The organism is Nodosilinea sp. LEGE 07088, assembly GCF_015207395.1.
Lineage (GTDB): Bacteria > Cyanobacteriota > Cyanobacteriia > Phormidesmidales > Phormidesmidaceae > Nodosilinea.
The window spans coordinates 28432-41936 of record NZ_JADEWX010000013.1 but is presented as its reverse complement, the minus strand read 5'-3'; the positions used below and the strand labels follow the sequence as shown (position 1 = coordinate 41936).

Sequence of the window (13505 nt, the reverse complement as noted above, 5' to 3'; positions counted from 1 at the left end):
CCGCAATGATTTTGTACCTATTCACTTGTTTTTCTACCAGGAGTTAACCGGTAACTATGTCTGCTAAAACTGATGAAATTCTCGAACAACTAAAGACTCTGTCTTTGCTCGAAGCGTCTGAGCTGGTCAAGCAAATTGAGGAAGCCTTTGGTGTAGATGCTTCTGCCTCTGCTGGTGGCGGCATGATGATGATGGCCCCCGGCATGATGGGCGGTGCGGGTGCAGCTGCGGCTGAGCCCGAAGAAGAGAAAACCGAGTTTGACGTGGTGCTTGAAGAAGTGCCTGCCGATAAGAAGATCGCGATTCTCAAAGTGGTGCGCGGTTTGACTGGTCTGGGTCTGAAAGAAGCCAAGGAAATGGTCGAAGCAGCGCCTAAGGCGATTAAAGAAGCTGTGACCAAAGACGATGCTGAAGACGCTAAGAAGCAGATCGAAGAAGCCGGTGGTAAGGTTTCTGTTAAGTAGACTTAAGCTGGCTTAAGCAAATTAACCATTAGGTTAATGCCGCCCTCCGTGATGCCACGGAGGGTTTTTTCGTAGAGACTTTTTGCCGGATGAGGGCATCTTGATGACCCTGGTTTTAGGACAGGGTATGATCAAAGTATTAGAAGGCGGAGCACAATCATGACACAGCATCTCAAGCGCTGGGAATCGCCCCGTAAGCAAGGACGCAATACCAAGGGTAAAGGCGGCACCGCTCGCCAGCGACAACTACAAAAGCGGCATCAAACATGGCGAAAACGCCTCGGTAGCCCGTCTATCCAGGGCCAGCAAAATAAAGATCAGCAAGATCAAGGGGAACCATCAGGTTCCCCTTTTTTAGGCCTCTAGCCTTTCTTGAGGCTTTCTCTATCAGCCAATCAATAGCTCCTCTTCGGGGTACTGAACTGCCGAAGGTTTAGGATCACCCAAAAGAGCCCCCATAAAGAGTAAAACACCGACCCGACCCAGGTACATGGTGACAATAATGACGTATTTGCCGAAGTCAGAGAGGTCGCTAGTAATACCAGTGGATAGCCCGACGGTGGCAAAGGCTGACACCGACTCAAACAGGATAGTGATAAAACTAAGGGTTGGGTTGCTGATGGCCAGGAGCGCGGTGGCCCCTACCACCACTAGTCCTGACCCAACGACAACTGCAATAGCCTTGAGGACGCGGCTCGTGGGAATCTGTCGCCGAAAACAGAGCACTTGCTCCTGGCCCTGAAGCGCCATGCGGGTGCAGGCTAGCAAAATACGGATGGTGGTGGTTTTAATACCGCCGCCCGTGCTGCCAGGGCTGGCCCCAATGAACATGAGGGCAATCATAATAAAGAGCGAGGCATTGCCCATGGCCCCAATGTCAATGCTGTTGAACCCGGCGGTGCGAGCAATTACCGACTGAAACCAGGCCAGCAGCAGCTTGAGGGAGGGGGTGGTGCTGCCCAGGGTGGCTGGATTTTGGTACTCAGTGACCCAAAAGGCAACGGTGCCAAGGATTAGCAGTACGGCTGTGGTGCTGGTGACGACTTTAAAGTTGAGAGAAAAGAGACCACGACGGCGATTGCCAGCGAGGCGATTGCGTAGCCAATTGAGGAGTTCCATAATCACTTGATAGCCAATGCCGCCAATGATCACCAGAGCCGTAATCACCGCATTGACCCAAGGATCGAAGGCATAACGCATAAGGCTATCTGGAAAAAGACTAAAGCCAGCGTTGTTAAAGGCGCTGATGCTGTGGAACATTGATAGCCAGAGTCCATAGCCAGAACCATAGTCTTGACTGAAGGTGGGATATAAGCAAAACAAGCCCGTTAGCTCAAAAACCAGAGTCATGGCAATGATAGAAATGACCAGCGACTTGCCCCCAGCTAACGCCGCATTGTCCATCGATTGCTGAATTGCCAGTCGTTCGCGCAGCCCTAGACGCCGCCCCAGCAGGAGGACCAAGAAGGTGTTGGCGGTCATGTAGCCCAGGCCTCCCACCTGGATGAGAGTGAGGATGATGGCTTCGCCAAAGGTCGAAAAGTAGGTGCCTGTATCGACAACAATTAAACCCGTCACGCAAACGGCGGAGGTAGACGTAAATAAGGCGACTAGCGGATCACCCCACCCTTTGTCAGTGGTGGATATAGGCAGGAGCAGGAGTAGCGTACCGAGGGTGATCAACACTAAGAAACCAAGACATATGGTTCGCGGAACCGTCATCTGCATAAGCAGGGCATCCAGGTAATAGAGTTATCAAGGCCACCCTATATTTCCACGAGTTGACGCTCTCGGCCACTATGCCGCAAGATTTAACCGATTAAGCCCCATTGGGGGTTGTTCTTTAGGTTTAGCTGCCATGGCCAATGCGCTGTACAAAAAAATTCAGACTTTTTATGATGACTCGTCTGGTCTGTGGGAGCAGATTTGGGGAGAGCATATGCACCATGGCTACTATGGTGCCGATGGCCGCCAGCGTAAAAACCGTCGCCAGGCTCAAATTGATCTGATTGATGAGTGCCTCACTTGGGCAGAGGCGACCCAAGCTGATGACATTCTTGACTGTGGCTGCGGCATTGGTGGGAGCACTCTAGAACTGGCCTCCCGCTTTGGGGCTCGGGTGGTGGGGATTACCCTGAGCCCAGTGCAGGCTCAGCGCGCTACTGAGCGGGCTCAAGTGGCCAATCTGGTGGGAGATGAACCGCCCAGTGCCAGGTTTCAGGTCGCGGATGCGTTGAACACTCCCTTTGCCGATCAGAGCTTTGACCTGGTGTGGTCGATGGAGAGTGGCGAGCATATGCCTGATAAGGTGGCGTTTTTGCAGGAGTGCTACCGACTCCTGAAGCCTGGTGGCAAGCTGTTGATGGCGACCTGGTGTCATCGCCCTAACCAATCTCTGGCGGGGCCGCTCACGTGGGTAGAGCAGCAGCAGCTTAACTGGATCTATCGGGTATATGGTTTGCCCTACGTGATCGCTCTGCCCGACTACGAGGCGATCGCCCAAAATTGTGGCTTTAGCTCTTTACGGTCTGCTGATTGGTCGCTGGCAGTGGCCCCCTTTTGGGATGAGGTGATTGCTTCGGCCCTTACCCCTGAGGGGTTGATAGGGCTGGTTAAGGCAGGGCCAGGTACGCTGCAGGGGGCCTTGGCCCTGGCTCCGATGCGTCAGGGGTTACAGAGTGGCTTGATTCGCTATGGGTTGTTGTGCGCGGTGCGCTAGAGCACCGGTTCAGTATGGCTAGAAACCGGGTTTCTGCGTGGGTTTGCCGACGAGATTTGGTCGTTCCCGGGGTAGAAACCCGGTTTCTGTACCGGCGTTCTAGGCAGTATCTGGAATCGAGCGCTAAAAAGCCCCCCAGAAGGTGTATTACCTCCTCTGGGGGGCTTTTTCAGGGTTAGCCCTCTATTGGGGTCGAGCGGCGGGGCAGTCGATGGCCCTGACTGCCACAGCGGCGGTGTAGTCGCGCAGGGCTTTGGTATTGGGGGCAAAATTGGTGCCCGTTTCGTTGAGGGGGCTGGCGATCGCACAGACGGCGGCCATCTGTTGAATGGCTTTTTCGCCCCAGTGGCCGCTGATGTCGGTAAACACCACCGGGTTACTGATGTTGGGAATCAGATTCCCAGTTGCCTGGTCGATGCCGGGCACCGGGGATGTACTGGTGGTGTCGCCTGCCCCGGCATCGGCCCGAATGAGAGCCAGTTTGTATGTCATGGCCATCAACTCTGCCCGCGACACATTGTCGGTGGGGCGGAACCTGCCGGTGTCATCGCCAGCGACGATGCCCAGCTGTTTGGCCTGCTGAATTTTGACGGCGCTCCAGCGATTGGTGGCTACATCGGGGAAGGGCGCAACCGAAACAGCGCTAGGCAGAGTCGCGATCAGTGAGGTGGGTAATCCGATTTTGGCGGTTTCCATGATCACCGAGACCGCCTGTTCACGGGTAAGCGTCTGTGTGGGGCGGAAGGTATTGTCTTCGGCGAAGCCCGAAATTACCCCCAGCTGGGCGGCGCGGGTGATCTCTGCGGCATAGCGGTTACCCTGAATGTCGGCGAAAGCAGGGGCAGGGGGCGTAACCGGCGGAGTTGTAGTCGGCGGCGGGGTTGTCCCGGTTTCACCCTGAAGCTGGGCCAGGGTCATGTCGTTGGTGAAGTACAGCAGGTGAGAGCTGACAATTTGCCCATTGAAGGTGCGCTTGGTCAGCGACCAGCCGGGGTTGAGGTCGAGTTGGGTAAAGCCGGTGGGGCTAATGCCGTTGGCGCGGCCGATGGTGATGCGATCGCGAGAAATAGTGCTGGGGGCAAACTGCAGCAGTAGGTCACCGTCGCGCTGGTTGACCTCAAAGCGAGCGCCAGCAACATCTTGGCCATTGAGGCGGATGGCGTAGCCATTGCTGTCGCGCTGTAGGCGGCAAATGCCTGAGAAATCAAAGGTGTTCCAGAGGGCATTGACCTGGGTTGGCTCGCCCCCAGGGTTGAGAATTTCCCAGCAGGCAGGGCTGGTCTGAAGCTGCTCAACGATATAGAGCCGGTGGGGCTGGGCTACACTACCGGGCACTGAAACCACTAGAAAGTTAGCTTCATTGATGGCGATGTTGCCAAATTGTTGGGCCAGGATTGTGCCGGTTTGGCCAATCATGGGCTGTGCGGGGGTGGCGGTGCTGGCGATCGCCTGGCTAACTCCACCGAAAACCCCAACGGTAGCTGCGGTGAAGGCAGCCACTTTAAGCGTTGACATAAGGTTCATGGTCACCTGTCCTAGATAGCGATACGTGATGCGATGATAGTTACTAAACGTGGCCCTACAGACTCAGTCAATCCCTGGCCTGGTGACCTGCCCACAGCTCTGAGCATCAAGATGACGGCCCAGTATTGGATTTGAGCCTGACAGCCTCAGGCCTTACCCCTTCAGTTGCCGGTAGCAACGACCGGGGTTCAAACGATCCTAGGTACGGACGACCATAGGCACACAAGAGGGCCAGACAGTTTATGGCGTTGGCACAGGTGTAATCAGTGGATCACTGATTCCTTGGGACAGCCTTTAAAAGCCGCCATTATTGTAGGGGTAAGCTTGGTATACGGTCAGGGTTTTCGTAGAATTTACTTAGGATTCGTTGCAAAACCTCAAGAATCTTGCGTTTCCGTCGGTGTTCTGGTTGCTTGGCCCATGAACCTAGAGCGGAAAGTCATCCTCTAACGACGGCGATCGCAGCCCAGCCGGGGCAATGGACCGGCTCACCGAGACCTTGTAACTTTCTTGCTGGGTGATCATATCAATGGAAATGGCCTCAAACCAGGCCTCAAGGCAGCCCAGCGGCACCGTCAGCTGTAGGTTTCCTTCGAGTTGCCCCTGACCATTGGGCAGCAGGTTCAGCAGCTGACGAGGCTCATCGGCCAGGGTGCGGGTTTGGGGGTCGGTAATCCAGGCTTTGAGATAGAGGCGGTTAGGGTGAAAGGGCACCCGCAGGGTCATGACCACGGTGTCACCTGCGATTAGATCGCCTTCTGGCAGCTCTAGGCTGGGCATGGGCGGAGTCATGGTCTCTACTGGGGGTTCAGCTTCGCTGGCAAACTCGGCCTCAGCCGGGTCAGCCGTTGCCGTCAGGTCTCGGAGGGTAGGATCCTCGTCTTCGTAGATGACGACCTCCCCGGCAAAGGGAATCAACGGCGGAGCCTCGGTGGAGGGGTCGAGGACAGGCGTCTCGGGGGCGCTCGGGGCACTGGTCTCGGCCTCGGTGCGATTGTCTAGCGCTGCTTGCTGAAGACTAATGGCCAGTTCGTTGAGCCGATTCCAGAATCGATCTTGCAGGTTGAGGTCTTTAAATCCCATGGCCTCCTGGGAAAGCAGCTGAGGCGTTGGGCTGGGAGATTGGCTAGGGGTGGGGGTGGGCGATCGCCCAGTCAACACGGCGATCGAATCGTCGGCTGGAGACGATGAGGTGATAGGAGGCAAGCTCAACCCCCGCGATGGCTCTGCCTCAGAGCTGGCTGGGGCAGCATCGTTTTTAGGGGTCTCAGTAGGGGTGGAAGACCGGGTACGTCCGACCAGTGGCAGGGAGGGCTGATGAACCGCTGTCTCATGGGGAGACGGGTAGTAGATCTTAGGCGGTAGCCCGAGGCTAGTGCGCGGTAGGGTAGGGAGTTGCCGTGGCGGTACCCCTCGGCTGGCAATCTCCCAGAATTTAGCATCCGGTGCTGAGCGGGGTGGCCCCGCTGAGCCCTCCTCCACGGCATCGACGGGAAACACTACGTCAAGCTCGGTTTCAGTCTCGGCTTGGTTGGCGATCGCATCAAACAGCGAAGCCACATCCACCGTCACCGTAAACCGCTGCAGGGCCACAACATCGGGGCCTGCCAGCAGCCCGACTTCCCCCAGCAGTAGCCGGGTGGCTAACCGATGCGGTATGGTCACCGTCAGGATCACACTAGCGGGCAGCGTTGCCACCCCAACTGGCACCAGCGTCAGGGCCACCGGCTCTACGGTTTGTGGATCAGACAGGCGCACCACGAGGGTCAACGGCAGATCGGGCGATGCCTCTTCGCCGCCAGTAAGGGTGGCCGTCAGCCCTAGGCTTTCGCCTTCACTACCCAGCAGCGCTGAGCTGGGCAGCGTTAACCCATAGAGAGCCGTAGCCGCGCTCAGCCCGGTTGCCAGTTGGGCCTGAAACCTATCCATCGCCTCAGCCACCGCCGGGAGATCGATCTCCAGACTAGGAGGTTCATCGGGGGGATGGGGCAGCCCAGTGGCCTCTGGATTAGCCACTCGATCGACCGCCGCCGCCCCAATACCGGTGCTACCATCGTCAGCAAACCAGTCGCCCTCGTCGGCAGAGTTTTGCCCCACCACCCGAAGCTGTACGGCATAGCGCCAGGCCTCAGGGGCAGTCTCGCCTCCTGTAGAGATCTCGGCGTCAGGGATCTCGGGCTTGGGGATCTCGGGGTCGGGGCGATCGCAAGCGCAGAGAATGTCCCAGGTGCCTTCCCCCAGGCGAGTAAAGGGCATCACCACCATGAGGCCGTTTTCGTTGATTTCTCCCTGACGACGTAGGATGCGTCGTTTAGGGGGCAATCGATCGCCCAGTACCTGACTAATTTGAATCTGGACTGGGGTACTGACCTGGCTACTGTGAGCCATGACCCGATAGCGGCCCTCCAAAATTTCTACCTGCGATGTATCGAGGGGCAGCCAGCTTTGGTCGCCCTCTTTCTGCAGCAGAAATTCCCAATACCCCATAGTTTCAGCCCTGGTTCAAGTCCTGAGTTAACAATCTGTCGGCAGATCAGTCACCCAATGATGTTTCAGGATACTCCGTAGACGCAAGCCTGCACTGTTCAGCAAGGCAAATATTCAACCTTCCAGGCTCATAATGCTGATCCTAATCCCTACAGTTGGGCGGAGGAGGTCTATGCCGTTGTGCAGAGGGCACTGCCGAGACAACAACCTACGCTGTAGGAGTAACGTTTCAGGAGAGATTGACATCATGTCTATTGAAGATAAAGCTAAAGCTACCGCTAAGGATATCGAAGGCAAGATCCAAGAGGGCGCAGGTAAATTGACCGGCAACCAAGAAGCCCAAGCAAAGGGTAAGGCCAAGCAGGCTGAGGCTGACGTCCGCAACACTGTAGAAGACGCCAAGGATAACGTTAAGCGCGCCATCGACTAGTATGATCGCGCTCGCTGAAGACTAAGTCCTACAGGGCTGCAATCTTAACTAGATTGCAGCCTTCTTTGATCTTTAGGTTAGAGTCAAACAAGCGAGAAATAAACCTATTCAGCTAAACCATTCATTTAAACTGGCCCAGGCAAACCGCCGCTAAATCTGCTTTCGGTCGCCATGAAGTTTATTCACCCAGCACCTGTTGTAGCACTGTCTCGCTAGCCCGAAAACCGACTAGCACTGCCTGGCCATCTTTGACAAACAGAGGCCGTTTGAGCAGCATGGCATCCTGGCTGAAGGCATCGATCCAGTCCGAGTCTTCCCAGGTCTGTTTTTCGCCCCCCAGGGCACGATAGGACTGCCCAGAGGTATTGCGCATGGGCTTACTGCCCAAAGCGGCTACCCAGGCCGCAATAGAGTCTCGATCGGGAGGGTGGTCTTTGGTGTTGATAAAGTCGTAGGCAATGCCATGACTGTCGAGCCATTGGCAGGCTTTTTTACAGGTGCCGCAGGTGGAAATGCCGTAAACCGTGAGCGTCATAGCCGAGCAAATAATATGGCAGACCGGGAATATTCACACCAGAGACGCCCTGGGTGGCCAAGACGTCTCTTAAGGGTGTTTTAATATCTGGGCTTGAGCCCAGCGGCATCTAGTTATCGTAAACTCGGCACTCATCGGCATCGGGATTACTGTCGCAGTAGGCCTCAAGGGAGGTTTTGCCAGTACCCTTTTCGCGCTGGTGGGCGGCTTCGGCTTGCAGTTCTTCGACCGCATCCCAAGCGGCAGCGCACTCCTGAGAGGAGCCACCCGAGGTGTCGCAAGCGGCTCGAGCACCTTCAATTTCCTTTTCAATCAGCTCTTTGATGTTCTCGCTCATATCCGTTCATTATCCTGTGTAAACAACTGCTGTGTGGGGTCTGCGACCTGTTATCAAGCGTGGGCATACCGTCGTTTTGCGTGGTCTATCCCGCCTTCTGGCCTAGTATACTTCACCCATTTCGGCGGCTTGGCCCTGGAAACCCCACCCCTACCGGGGTGGGAACAGGCCTTGACGGTCGCCGATAGAACCCCAGCGATGGCTGAGGAATGTCTAGTAAACCCAGTATAAGTACCTATCTCCAGTTTACACATTTCCGCTGGGGTCGGGGCGACCACACAATGTTGGGTGACTACGCCCATTTGCGGGGCTAGGGAGCAATCCGATCTAGACTGGAACCACTATGCAGAGCGGTTTAACCCGATGACCGATATTCCCCAATCAGGCTATGCCCCGATGGTATGGGCCAATGCTGTATCGACGAGTCCATCCCTAGAAGGGGCGCTAAGGGATGTGGTGGCGCAACTGGAGGGGCGGTTACCCGCGCAGCCTGACCTGGGGCTGGTGTTTATTTCATCGTCGTTTACCAGTGAATTTGCTCGGTTATTGCCCTTGCTGCATGAGCTTTTACCGCTGCCAGCGGTGGTGGGCTGTAGCGGCGGTGGCATTGTCGGTATGGATGCCCAGGGGCAGCCCCAGGAGCTGGAGGACACGCCGGCCTTAAGCCTTACGGTAGCGTCGCTGCCGGGAGTCTCCGTGCAAACAATTCACGTGACCGGGGATGACCTGCCCGACCTAGATAGCCCCCCGGCGGCCTGGTCTGAGCTCATTGGCGTCGCCCCAGCGAACAATCCTCAGTTTATTTTGATGGCTGACCCGTTTTCGTCGCGGGTGACTGACCTATTGCAGGGGCTAGATTTTGCCTATCCCGGCGGGGTCAAAATTGGCGGTCTAGCCAGTGTGGATGGGTTTAATCGCCACAGTGGGCTATTTTGCGATCGCACCTACTATACCGAGGGGATGGTTGGGGTGGCACTCTCTGGGCCGGTGGTGCTCGATGCCATTGTGGCCCAGGGGTGCCGCCCCATTGGCCCGGTGTACCGCGTTGACCAAGCCGAGCGCAATATTCTGCTGGCTCTAGGTGACCCCGACGACGGCGATCTCGCCCGCCCGCCCCTGGAACTGCTGCAAGACCTGTTTGAAACCCTGCCCGAAGATGAGCGCAAGCTGGCCCAAAGTTCTCTATCTATCGGTATCGCCCAGGACAGCTTTAAGCTCACCCTTGACCCCGGCGACTTTCTAATCCGGACGCTGTTGGGGGTTGACCCCAAGCTGGGAGCGATCGCCGTGGGCGATCGCCTGCGCCCCGGCCAGCGGGTGCAGTTTCACCTGCGCGATGCCCGCACCTCGGCCACCGATTTAGAGCAGCTGCTGCAAGGCTACCAGCGACAGTCACCCGCCGGCACCTCTCCAGCCGGGGCGCTGATGTTTGCCTGCATGGGCCGGGGTGAGGGCCTCTACGACCAGATCAATTTTGACTCCAGTTTGTTTACCCAGTATCTGCCCGGCCTGCCCCTGGGGGGCTTCTTCTGTGGCGGCGAGATTGGCCCCGTGGGCCAGACGACCTTTTTGCACGGGTTTACCTCGGTCTTTGGCATCTGCCGCCAACCCTAGGCAGGGAAGATGGGGGAGTTGAGGGCTGCCGTCATCGTCAAGGCTGTGTCCCTAGCTGCGGCGCGGGGGTTAGCCCCGTCACGGTCAGCGTGTAGTCTATGGCACTGACGCCGATGCCCTGCCAGCCAGTAATTACCCCATTGTCATCCAGCACGGGGCGGTGCTCGGGGGTAGTCACAGCGACGTAGTAGACCCCGGCGGCTGGTAGTGCCAGGGCCTCGAGCTGAGACTGGCCGGCAGGGGTAGTGCGCGCCTCGCTCAGCAATCTACCGGCAGCGTCAAACACAAAGAGTAAAGCTCTGTCGTCAGTGTAGAGCAGCCCTGGCCGCTGCTCAATCACATCTAGCGTTAGGTTAGTCCTGTCGCCCTCGGCACCGAGGAAGGCGTAGATATCAATGCGGCGGCTGACCGAGCCGGTGGAGACGCCGCTACCAGTGCGGGTACTGATGCGCTGGGCTGCGGACAGCGGCACCAGGGAGGTATCAGCGGTCACCCCGAGCCCCGCCTGCCATAGGGCTTCGTCTCGACGCAGTACGATATCGGGCACAATGAGCGGCTCGCTCAGCCCCGCATTAGCTAGGGCCCTTTCGATCGCTAACGGTCGTCCGGTATAGCCGGGAATACCAAATCCGGCCAATACTGACTCACAGCCTGAAATATTGTCCACCGTCGTTTGGTCTTGGCGCAACAGCTGCATCTGGCGACGCAACAAAACCAGCTCCGCCCTGGTTTTGATGGCAATATCGGGCACCTGTTCTAGCTGTCTGGCCCGGGCGATCGCACTATCCCAATCATTTAGGCATACCGCCAGCCGTAGTGATTCTTGGAGAATAACTGTAGATTGCCCTCGCACCGGCAGAGCGGCGGCCAGGGTTAAACCCAGGGCGATTGTAGACAGGCGTAACCATGACCTCACATCCATCGCCATTTTCATCGCCGTTCACTCCCTCGGGTATTGCCAGATTAGCTGGCTCTCACTGTACCCCCAAGTCTACCGAGGCTCGCCCATAGTGGGCCAAAAAGTTGTCGTCGCCCATTGCCTGCCGCTGCTGCCAGGCCCATAGCTGATCGCCGAGAGAAAAGTGCCACCACTCCTGGGGGTGGCGGCGAAACCCCGCCGCCACCATCACCTGATTGAGCAACGTGCGGTGGGCCTGGTAGTCCTGCTGGGCGGGGTCAGGGCGGTCGGCAAAGTGGTCGGGGTGCGATCGCGGCGACACCTCGTCAATGGGCGAACCCATATCCACCACAGCCCCAGTGTCATCCATCAGGGTAACGTCGAGGGCAGCTCCGGTGCTGTGGGGGGGCGGAGTCGCGGGGTCGTCACTGGGCAGGGCCCAAAACTGCACCACCTCGGCCATCACCTGCTGCCGCTGGGCCTCGGTCAGCGTCGCAGCCAGCCAGCCCCGCGCCTGCACCTGGGCTAGGAAGGTGTGCTCAACCATAAACCGCTGCACCGCCAGGGGGCGAAAGGCATCAAAGATTTGCATACGCCAGCCGGGACGCTGTTGCTGTAGCTCAGTCTGGGCCTCAATCAGCGCCGTCAGCACACCCTCTCGCAGGTAGTAGGGTGACTGGTTCTCGTAGGGAGCCCCGAGGGCCTGGTAGGGATGGGGCTGCACCAGGGCAAAGCGATCGCTGGGAATGGGCACCAGCGGCTCGCCACAGTCCTGAATGGGAATGGTTTGGTAGGGTTTCATCGGCCTGGATGGATTAACCAACCGTGGATTCATCGAGGGCGGCGACCACCTGGTCGTAGATTTCGCGGGCATGGTCGGGGCTGGTGCCAATGCAGGTGAGCCCCACTTTGCCGTGTTCCGACAGACAGCCCATCAGGTGAAAGGCTGCCCCCACGCCGCTAATGGAGTTGAAGTGCAGCTGTTTGGTGACGATGATATCCATCAGGTCGCTGGGTAACAGACCTCGGTAGTGGGGCTTTTGCAGGTTGTCGGAAGCATGGTAGTAGCGCACCTGCTCTTGCTTGGTGTAGAACAGCCCGTCGGCCTGGTGAAAATGGCCCTCGGTGAGCATTTTCATGGCCATCAGCGGGTGGGTGGTGCCGCCCTTGCGCAGGTTAATTTCAATCGCCTGGAGATCCCACTCGGGGGCGCTAGGGTCGCCCTTGGCCACGGCGATGAAGTCAACCCCGTAGCGCTCTAGGGCACCCTGGCGGGCCAGTTCCTGACCGATGCGCTGGCCCATTTCCTGAATCGCTAGGCGGTAGCCGGGGCGGGCCGGGAAGGAGCAGCCTAAAAAGATCTGACCGTCGGGGCCACCCAGCTCTTGATCGTGGGTGGAGAGAATTTCGACCTCGCCCAGGGGAGTGATGCGGCCCTGCACGCTGGGCGACTCTTTGTGGTCGCCTTCGACAAAAGCCTCGGCGATCGCCCCTAGCTCCGGTACTTTGGTTGAGAAGTGGACCCAGGTCTCGGTACGGCACTGAAAACTCAGGGTGGAGAAGGCTGCGAGAATCGCGTCAGCGCGATCGCGGTGGCTGGCACTGCCGGGCGCTACCGCCGCCAGCGGGCCGAGCTGCAAAATCGCATTGCCCTCCCCCGAAAAGCCCTGGTTGAGCTTGATCACAATGCGCCGCAGACTGGGGTCTTGCTCCCACACCTCAGCAGTGACGGTGGCCAGCGCCTGCTCGTCAAACACCAGCTCGCTGCCAATCGGGTGGGGGATGCCGCAGCGCTTAAAAATCTCACGGCTGCCGCTCTTGGTGCCCCAGTGCAGCAGGTCAGGGTCGAGGGCCAGCAGCGGTAACCCCAGGGCCAATGACAGCTCGCGCTCCCAGGGGGTGGAGTTGTAGCAGGTCATGTAGGCGATCTGTGGGTTGACCGCCCGGCGCAGCCGCTCCAGCAGCCGGGGCCGCTCTAGCAGCTTTTGGCTCAGGGGCTTGCGCGAGCCATCGTAGGCAGCAAACAGGGTCAGCCGCTCCCGGGCGTGGGAGCTGGGAATCCCCGGCAGTAGCTCCAGGTAGTAGTCGACAATGCTGGGGTGCAGGGGCTGAGAGGTGACGTAGACCATCCGCGTCTTGGGGTTGCGCAGGCGAATCAGCGAGAACAGCAGCCGCTCTTCGTAGTGGTTAACCCCCTCGATTTTGAACAGTTCTTCCTGGTCGAGGCTGAGGGAAGGCACCACCACAATGTGGTGCTCATGGGTGTCAAAGTCGTCGGTGGAGCGCCAGCGATCGCGCAGCTGGGCCTGAAGCTGACGAAACTCAGAGTCAGCTAACCCCTGGGATGGCGATGATTCTACAACCGTAGCCGCCTCGTTTGCCGTCGCCATCTCGACTACCTCCCGCGATCGCTCAATCGGTTCTGGCATGAAACGAGTATAGCGGACAGCACCCTAGGGCCGATATCAGCCTTAGGATAGGGGCGATCGCAATCGCA

The 13505-nt window shown here is 58.0% G+C and carries 13 protein-coding genes; 5 read left to right on the top strand and 8 right to left on the bottom strand.

All coding sequences use genetic code 11. The features are described 5' to 3' along the window. The first annotated feature begins 56 nt into the window (after positions 1–56). Together rplL and IQ254_RS05505 are read left to right on the top strand one after the other, a co-directional pair. Positions 57–464, top strand: a complete 408-nt coding sequence (rplL, locus tag IQ254_RS05510; protein ID WP_193965166.1) for a 50S ribosomal protein L7/L12 — start codon at positions 57–59, stop codon at positions 462–464. Between the two features lie 159 nt (positions 465–623). Continuing rightward, positions 624–830: a hypothetical protein gene (locus IQ254_RS05505; RefSeq protein ID WP_193965165.1), complete on the top strand. Its 207-nt coding sequence runs from the start codon at positions 624–626 to the stop codon at positions 828–830. A gap of 21 nt (positions 831–851) precedes the next feature. Here IQ254_RS05505 and IQ254_RS05500 read toward each other — a convergent pair whose 3' ends face one another. After that, entirely contained in the window at positions 852–2186 is a 1335-nt protein-coding gene (locus tag IQ254_RS05500) for a TrkH family potassium uptake protein (protein WP_193965164.1), read from the bottom strand. A 136-nt stretch (positions 2187–2322) separates the two neighbouring features. Here IQ254_RS05500 and IQ254_RS05495 point away from each other — a divergent pair, with 136 nt between their 5' ends. Beyond that, positions 2323–3183 (top strand): methyltransferase domain-containing protein, encoded by an 861-nt coding sequence (locus tag IQ254_RS05495; protein WP_193965163.1) that lies wholly within the window; start codon positions 2323–2325, stop codon positions 3181–3183. Positions 3184–3366: 183 nt separating this feature from the next. Here the strand turns inward: IQ254_RS05495 and IQ254_RS05490 are convergent, their stop codons facing one another. Next, positions 3367–4707 (bottom strand): DUF3747 domain-containing protein, encoded by a 1341-nt coding sequence (locus tag IQ254_RS05490; protein ID WP_193965162.1) that lies wholly within the window; start codon positions 4705–4707, stop codon positions 3367–3369. A 426-nt stretch (positions 4708–5133) separates the two neighbouring features. Beyond that, on the bottom strand, positions 5134–7194 hold the full coding sequence (locus IQ254_RS05485) for a hypothetical protein (protein ID WP_193965161.1): 2061 nt from the start codon (positions 7192–7194) through the stop codon (positions 5134–5136). A gap of 247 nt (positions 7195–7441) precedes the next feature. On the opposite strand from IQ254_RS05485, the gene IQ254_RS05480 reads away from it, so the two are divergent. Then, positions 7442–7624, top strand: a complete 183-nt coding sequence (locus IQ254_RS05480) for a CsbD family protein (RefSeq protein ID WP_193965160.1) — start codon at positions 7442–7444, stop codon at positions 7622–7624. A 178-nt stretch (positions 7625–7802) separates the two neighbouring features. On the opposite strand, the gene IQ254_RS05475 is transcribed toward IQ254_RS05480, so the two are convergent. Both IQ254_RS05475 and IQ254_RS05470 read right to left on the bottom strand, forming a co-directional pair. Continuing rightward, on the bottom strand, positions 7803–8159 hold the full coding sequence (locus tag IQ254_RS05475; RefSeq protein WP_193965159.1) for a Spx/MgsR family RNA polymerase-binding regulatory protein: 357 nt from the start codon (positions 8157–8159) through the stop codon (positions 7803–7805). Positions 8160–8268: 109 nt separating this feature from the next. Then, positions 8269–8496 carry a Calvin cycle protein CP12 gene (locus IQ254_RS05470; RefSeq protein WP_193965158.1) on the bottom strand — a complete coding sequence of 76 codons (228 nt, stop codon included), beginning with the start codon at positions 8494–8496 and terminating at the stop codon, positions 8269–8271. Between the two features lie 396 nt (positions 8497–8892). Between IQ254_RS05470 and IQ254_RS05465 the strand changes: the two genes are divergently transcribed. Then, entirely contained in the window at positions 8893–10110 is a 1218-nt protein-coding gene (locus tag IQ254_RS05465) for an FIST N-terminal domain-containing protein (RefSeq protein ID WP_193965191.1), read from the top strand. Positions 10111–10147: 37 nt separating this feature from the next. Here the strand turns inward: IQ254_RS05465 and IQ254_RS05460 are convergent, their stop codons facing one another. From IQ254_RS05460 to IQ254_RS05450, 3 genes are read right to left on the bottom strand one after another with little or no spacing between them, the layout of a single operon-like run. Further along, positions 10148–11044: a hypothetical protein gene (locus IQ254_RS05460; RefSeq protein WP_193965157.1), complete on the bottom strand. Its 897-nt coding sequence runs from the start codon at positions 11042–11044 to the stop codon at positions 10148–10150. Positions 11045–11084: 40 nt separating this feature from the next. Then, positions 11085–11810 carry a M15 family metallopeptidase gene (locus tag IQ254_RS05455; protein WP_193965156.1) on the bottom strand — a complete coding sequence of 242 codons (726 nt, stop codon included), beginning with the start codon at positions 11808–11810 and terminating at the stop codon, positions 11085–11087. Between the two features lie 13 nt (positions 11811–11823). Next, a complete protein-coding gene (locus tag IQ254_RS05450) occupies positions 11824–13437 on the bottom strand; it encodes a peptide ligase PGM1-related protein (RefSeq protein ID WP_228040212.1) in 1614 nt (537 codons plus the stop codon). Positions 13438–13505 lie beyond the last annotated feature (68 nt).

Coding starts and splice junctions, on each gene's coding strand:
- rplL (WP_193965166.1), top strand. CDS start 57: ATGTCTGCTAAAACTGATGAAATTCTCGAACAACTAAAGACTCTGTCT.
- IQ254_RS05505 (WP_193965165.1), top strand. CDS start 624: ATGACACAGCATCTCAAGCGCTGGGAATCGCCCCGTAAGCAAGGACGC.
- IQ254_RS05500 (WP_193965164.1), bottom strand. CDS start 2,186: ATGACGGTTCCGCGAACCATATGTCTTGGTTTCTTAGTGTTGATCACC.
- IQ254_RS05495 (WP_193965163.1), top strand. CDS start 2,323: ATGGCCAATGCGCTGTACAAAAAAATTCAGACTTTTTATGATGACTCG.
- IQ254_RS05490 (WP_193965162.1), bottom strand. CDS start 4,707: ATGAACCTTATGTCAACGCTTAAAGTGGCTGCCTTCACCGCAGCTACC.
- IQ254_RS05485 (WP_193965161.1), bottom strand. CDS start 7,194: ATGGGGTATTGGGAATTTCTGCTGCAGAAAGAGGGCGACCAAAGCTGG.
- IQ254_RS05480 (WP_193965160.1), top strand. CDS start 7,442: ATGTCTATTGAAGATAAAGCTAAAGCTACCGCTAAGGATATCGAAGGC.
- IQ254_RS05475 (WP_193965159.1), bottom strand. CDS start 8,159: ATGACGCTCACGGTTTACGGCATTTCCACCTGCGGCACCTGTAAAAAA.
- IQ254_RS05470 (WP_193965158.1), bottom strand. CDS start 8,496: ATGAGCGAGAACATCAAAGAGCTGATTGAAAAGGAAATTGAAGGTGCT.
- IQ254_RS05465 (WP_193965191.1), top strand. CDS start 8,893: ATGGTATGGGCCAATGCTGTATCGACGAGTCCATCCCTAGAAGGGGCG.
- IQ254_RS05460 (WP_193965157.1), bottom strand. CDS start 11,044: ATGAAAATGGCGATGGATGTGAGGTCATGGTTACGCCTGTCTACAATC.
- IQ254_RS05455 (WP_193965156.1), bottom strand. CDS start 11,810: ATGAAACCCTACCAAACCATTCCCATTCAGGACTGTGGCGAGCCGCTG.
- IQ254_RS05450 (WP_228040212.1), bottom strand. CDS start 13,437: ATGCCAGAACCGATTGAGCGATCGCGGGAGGTAGTCGAGATGGCGACG.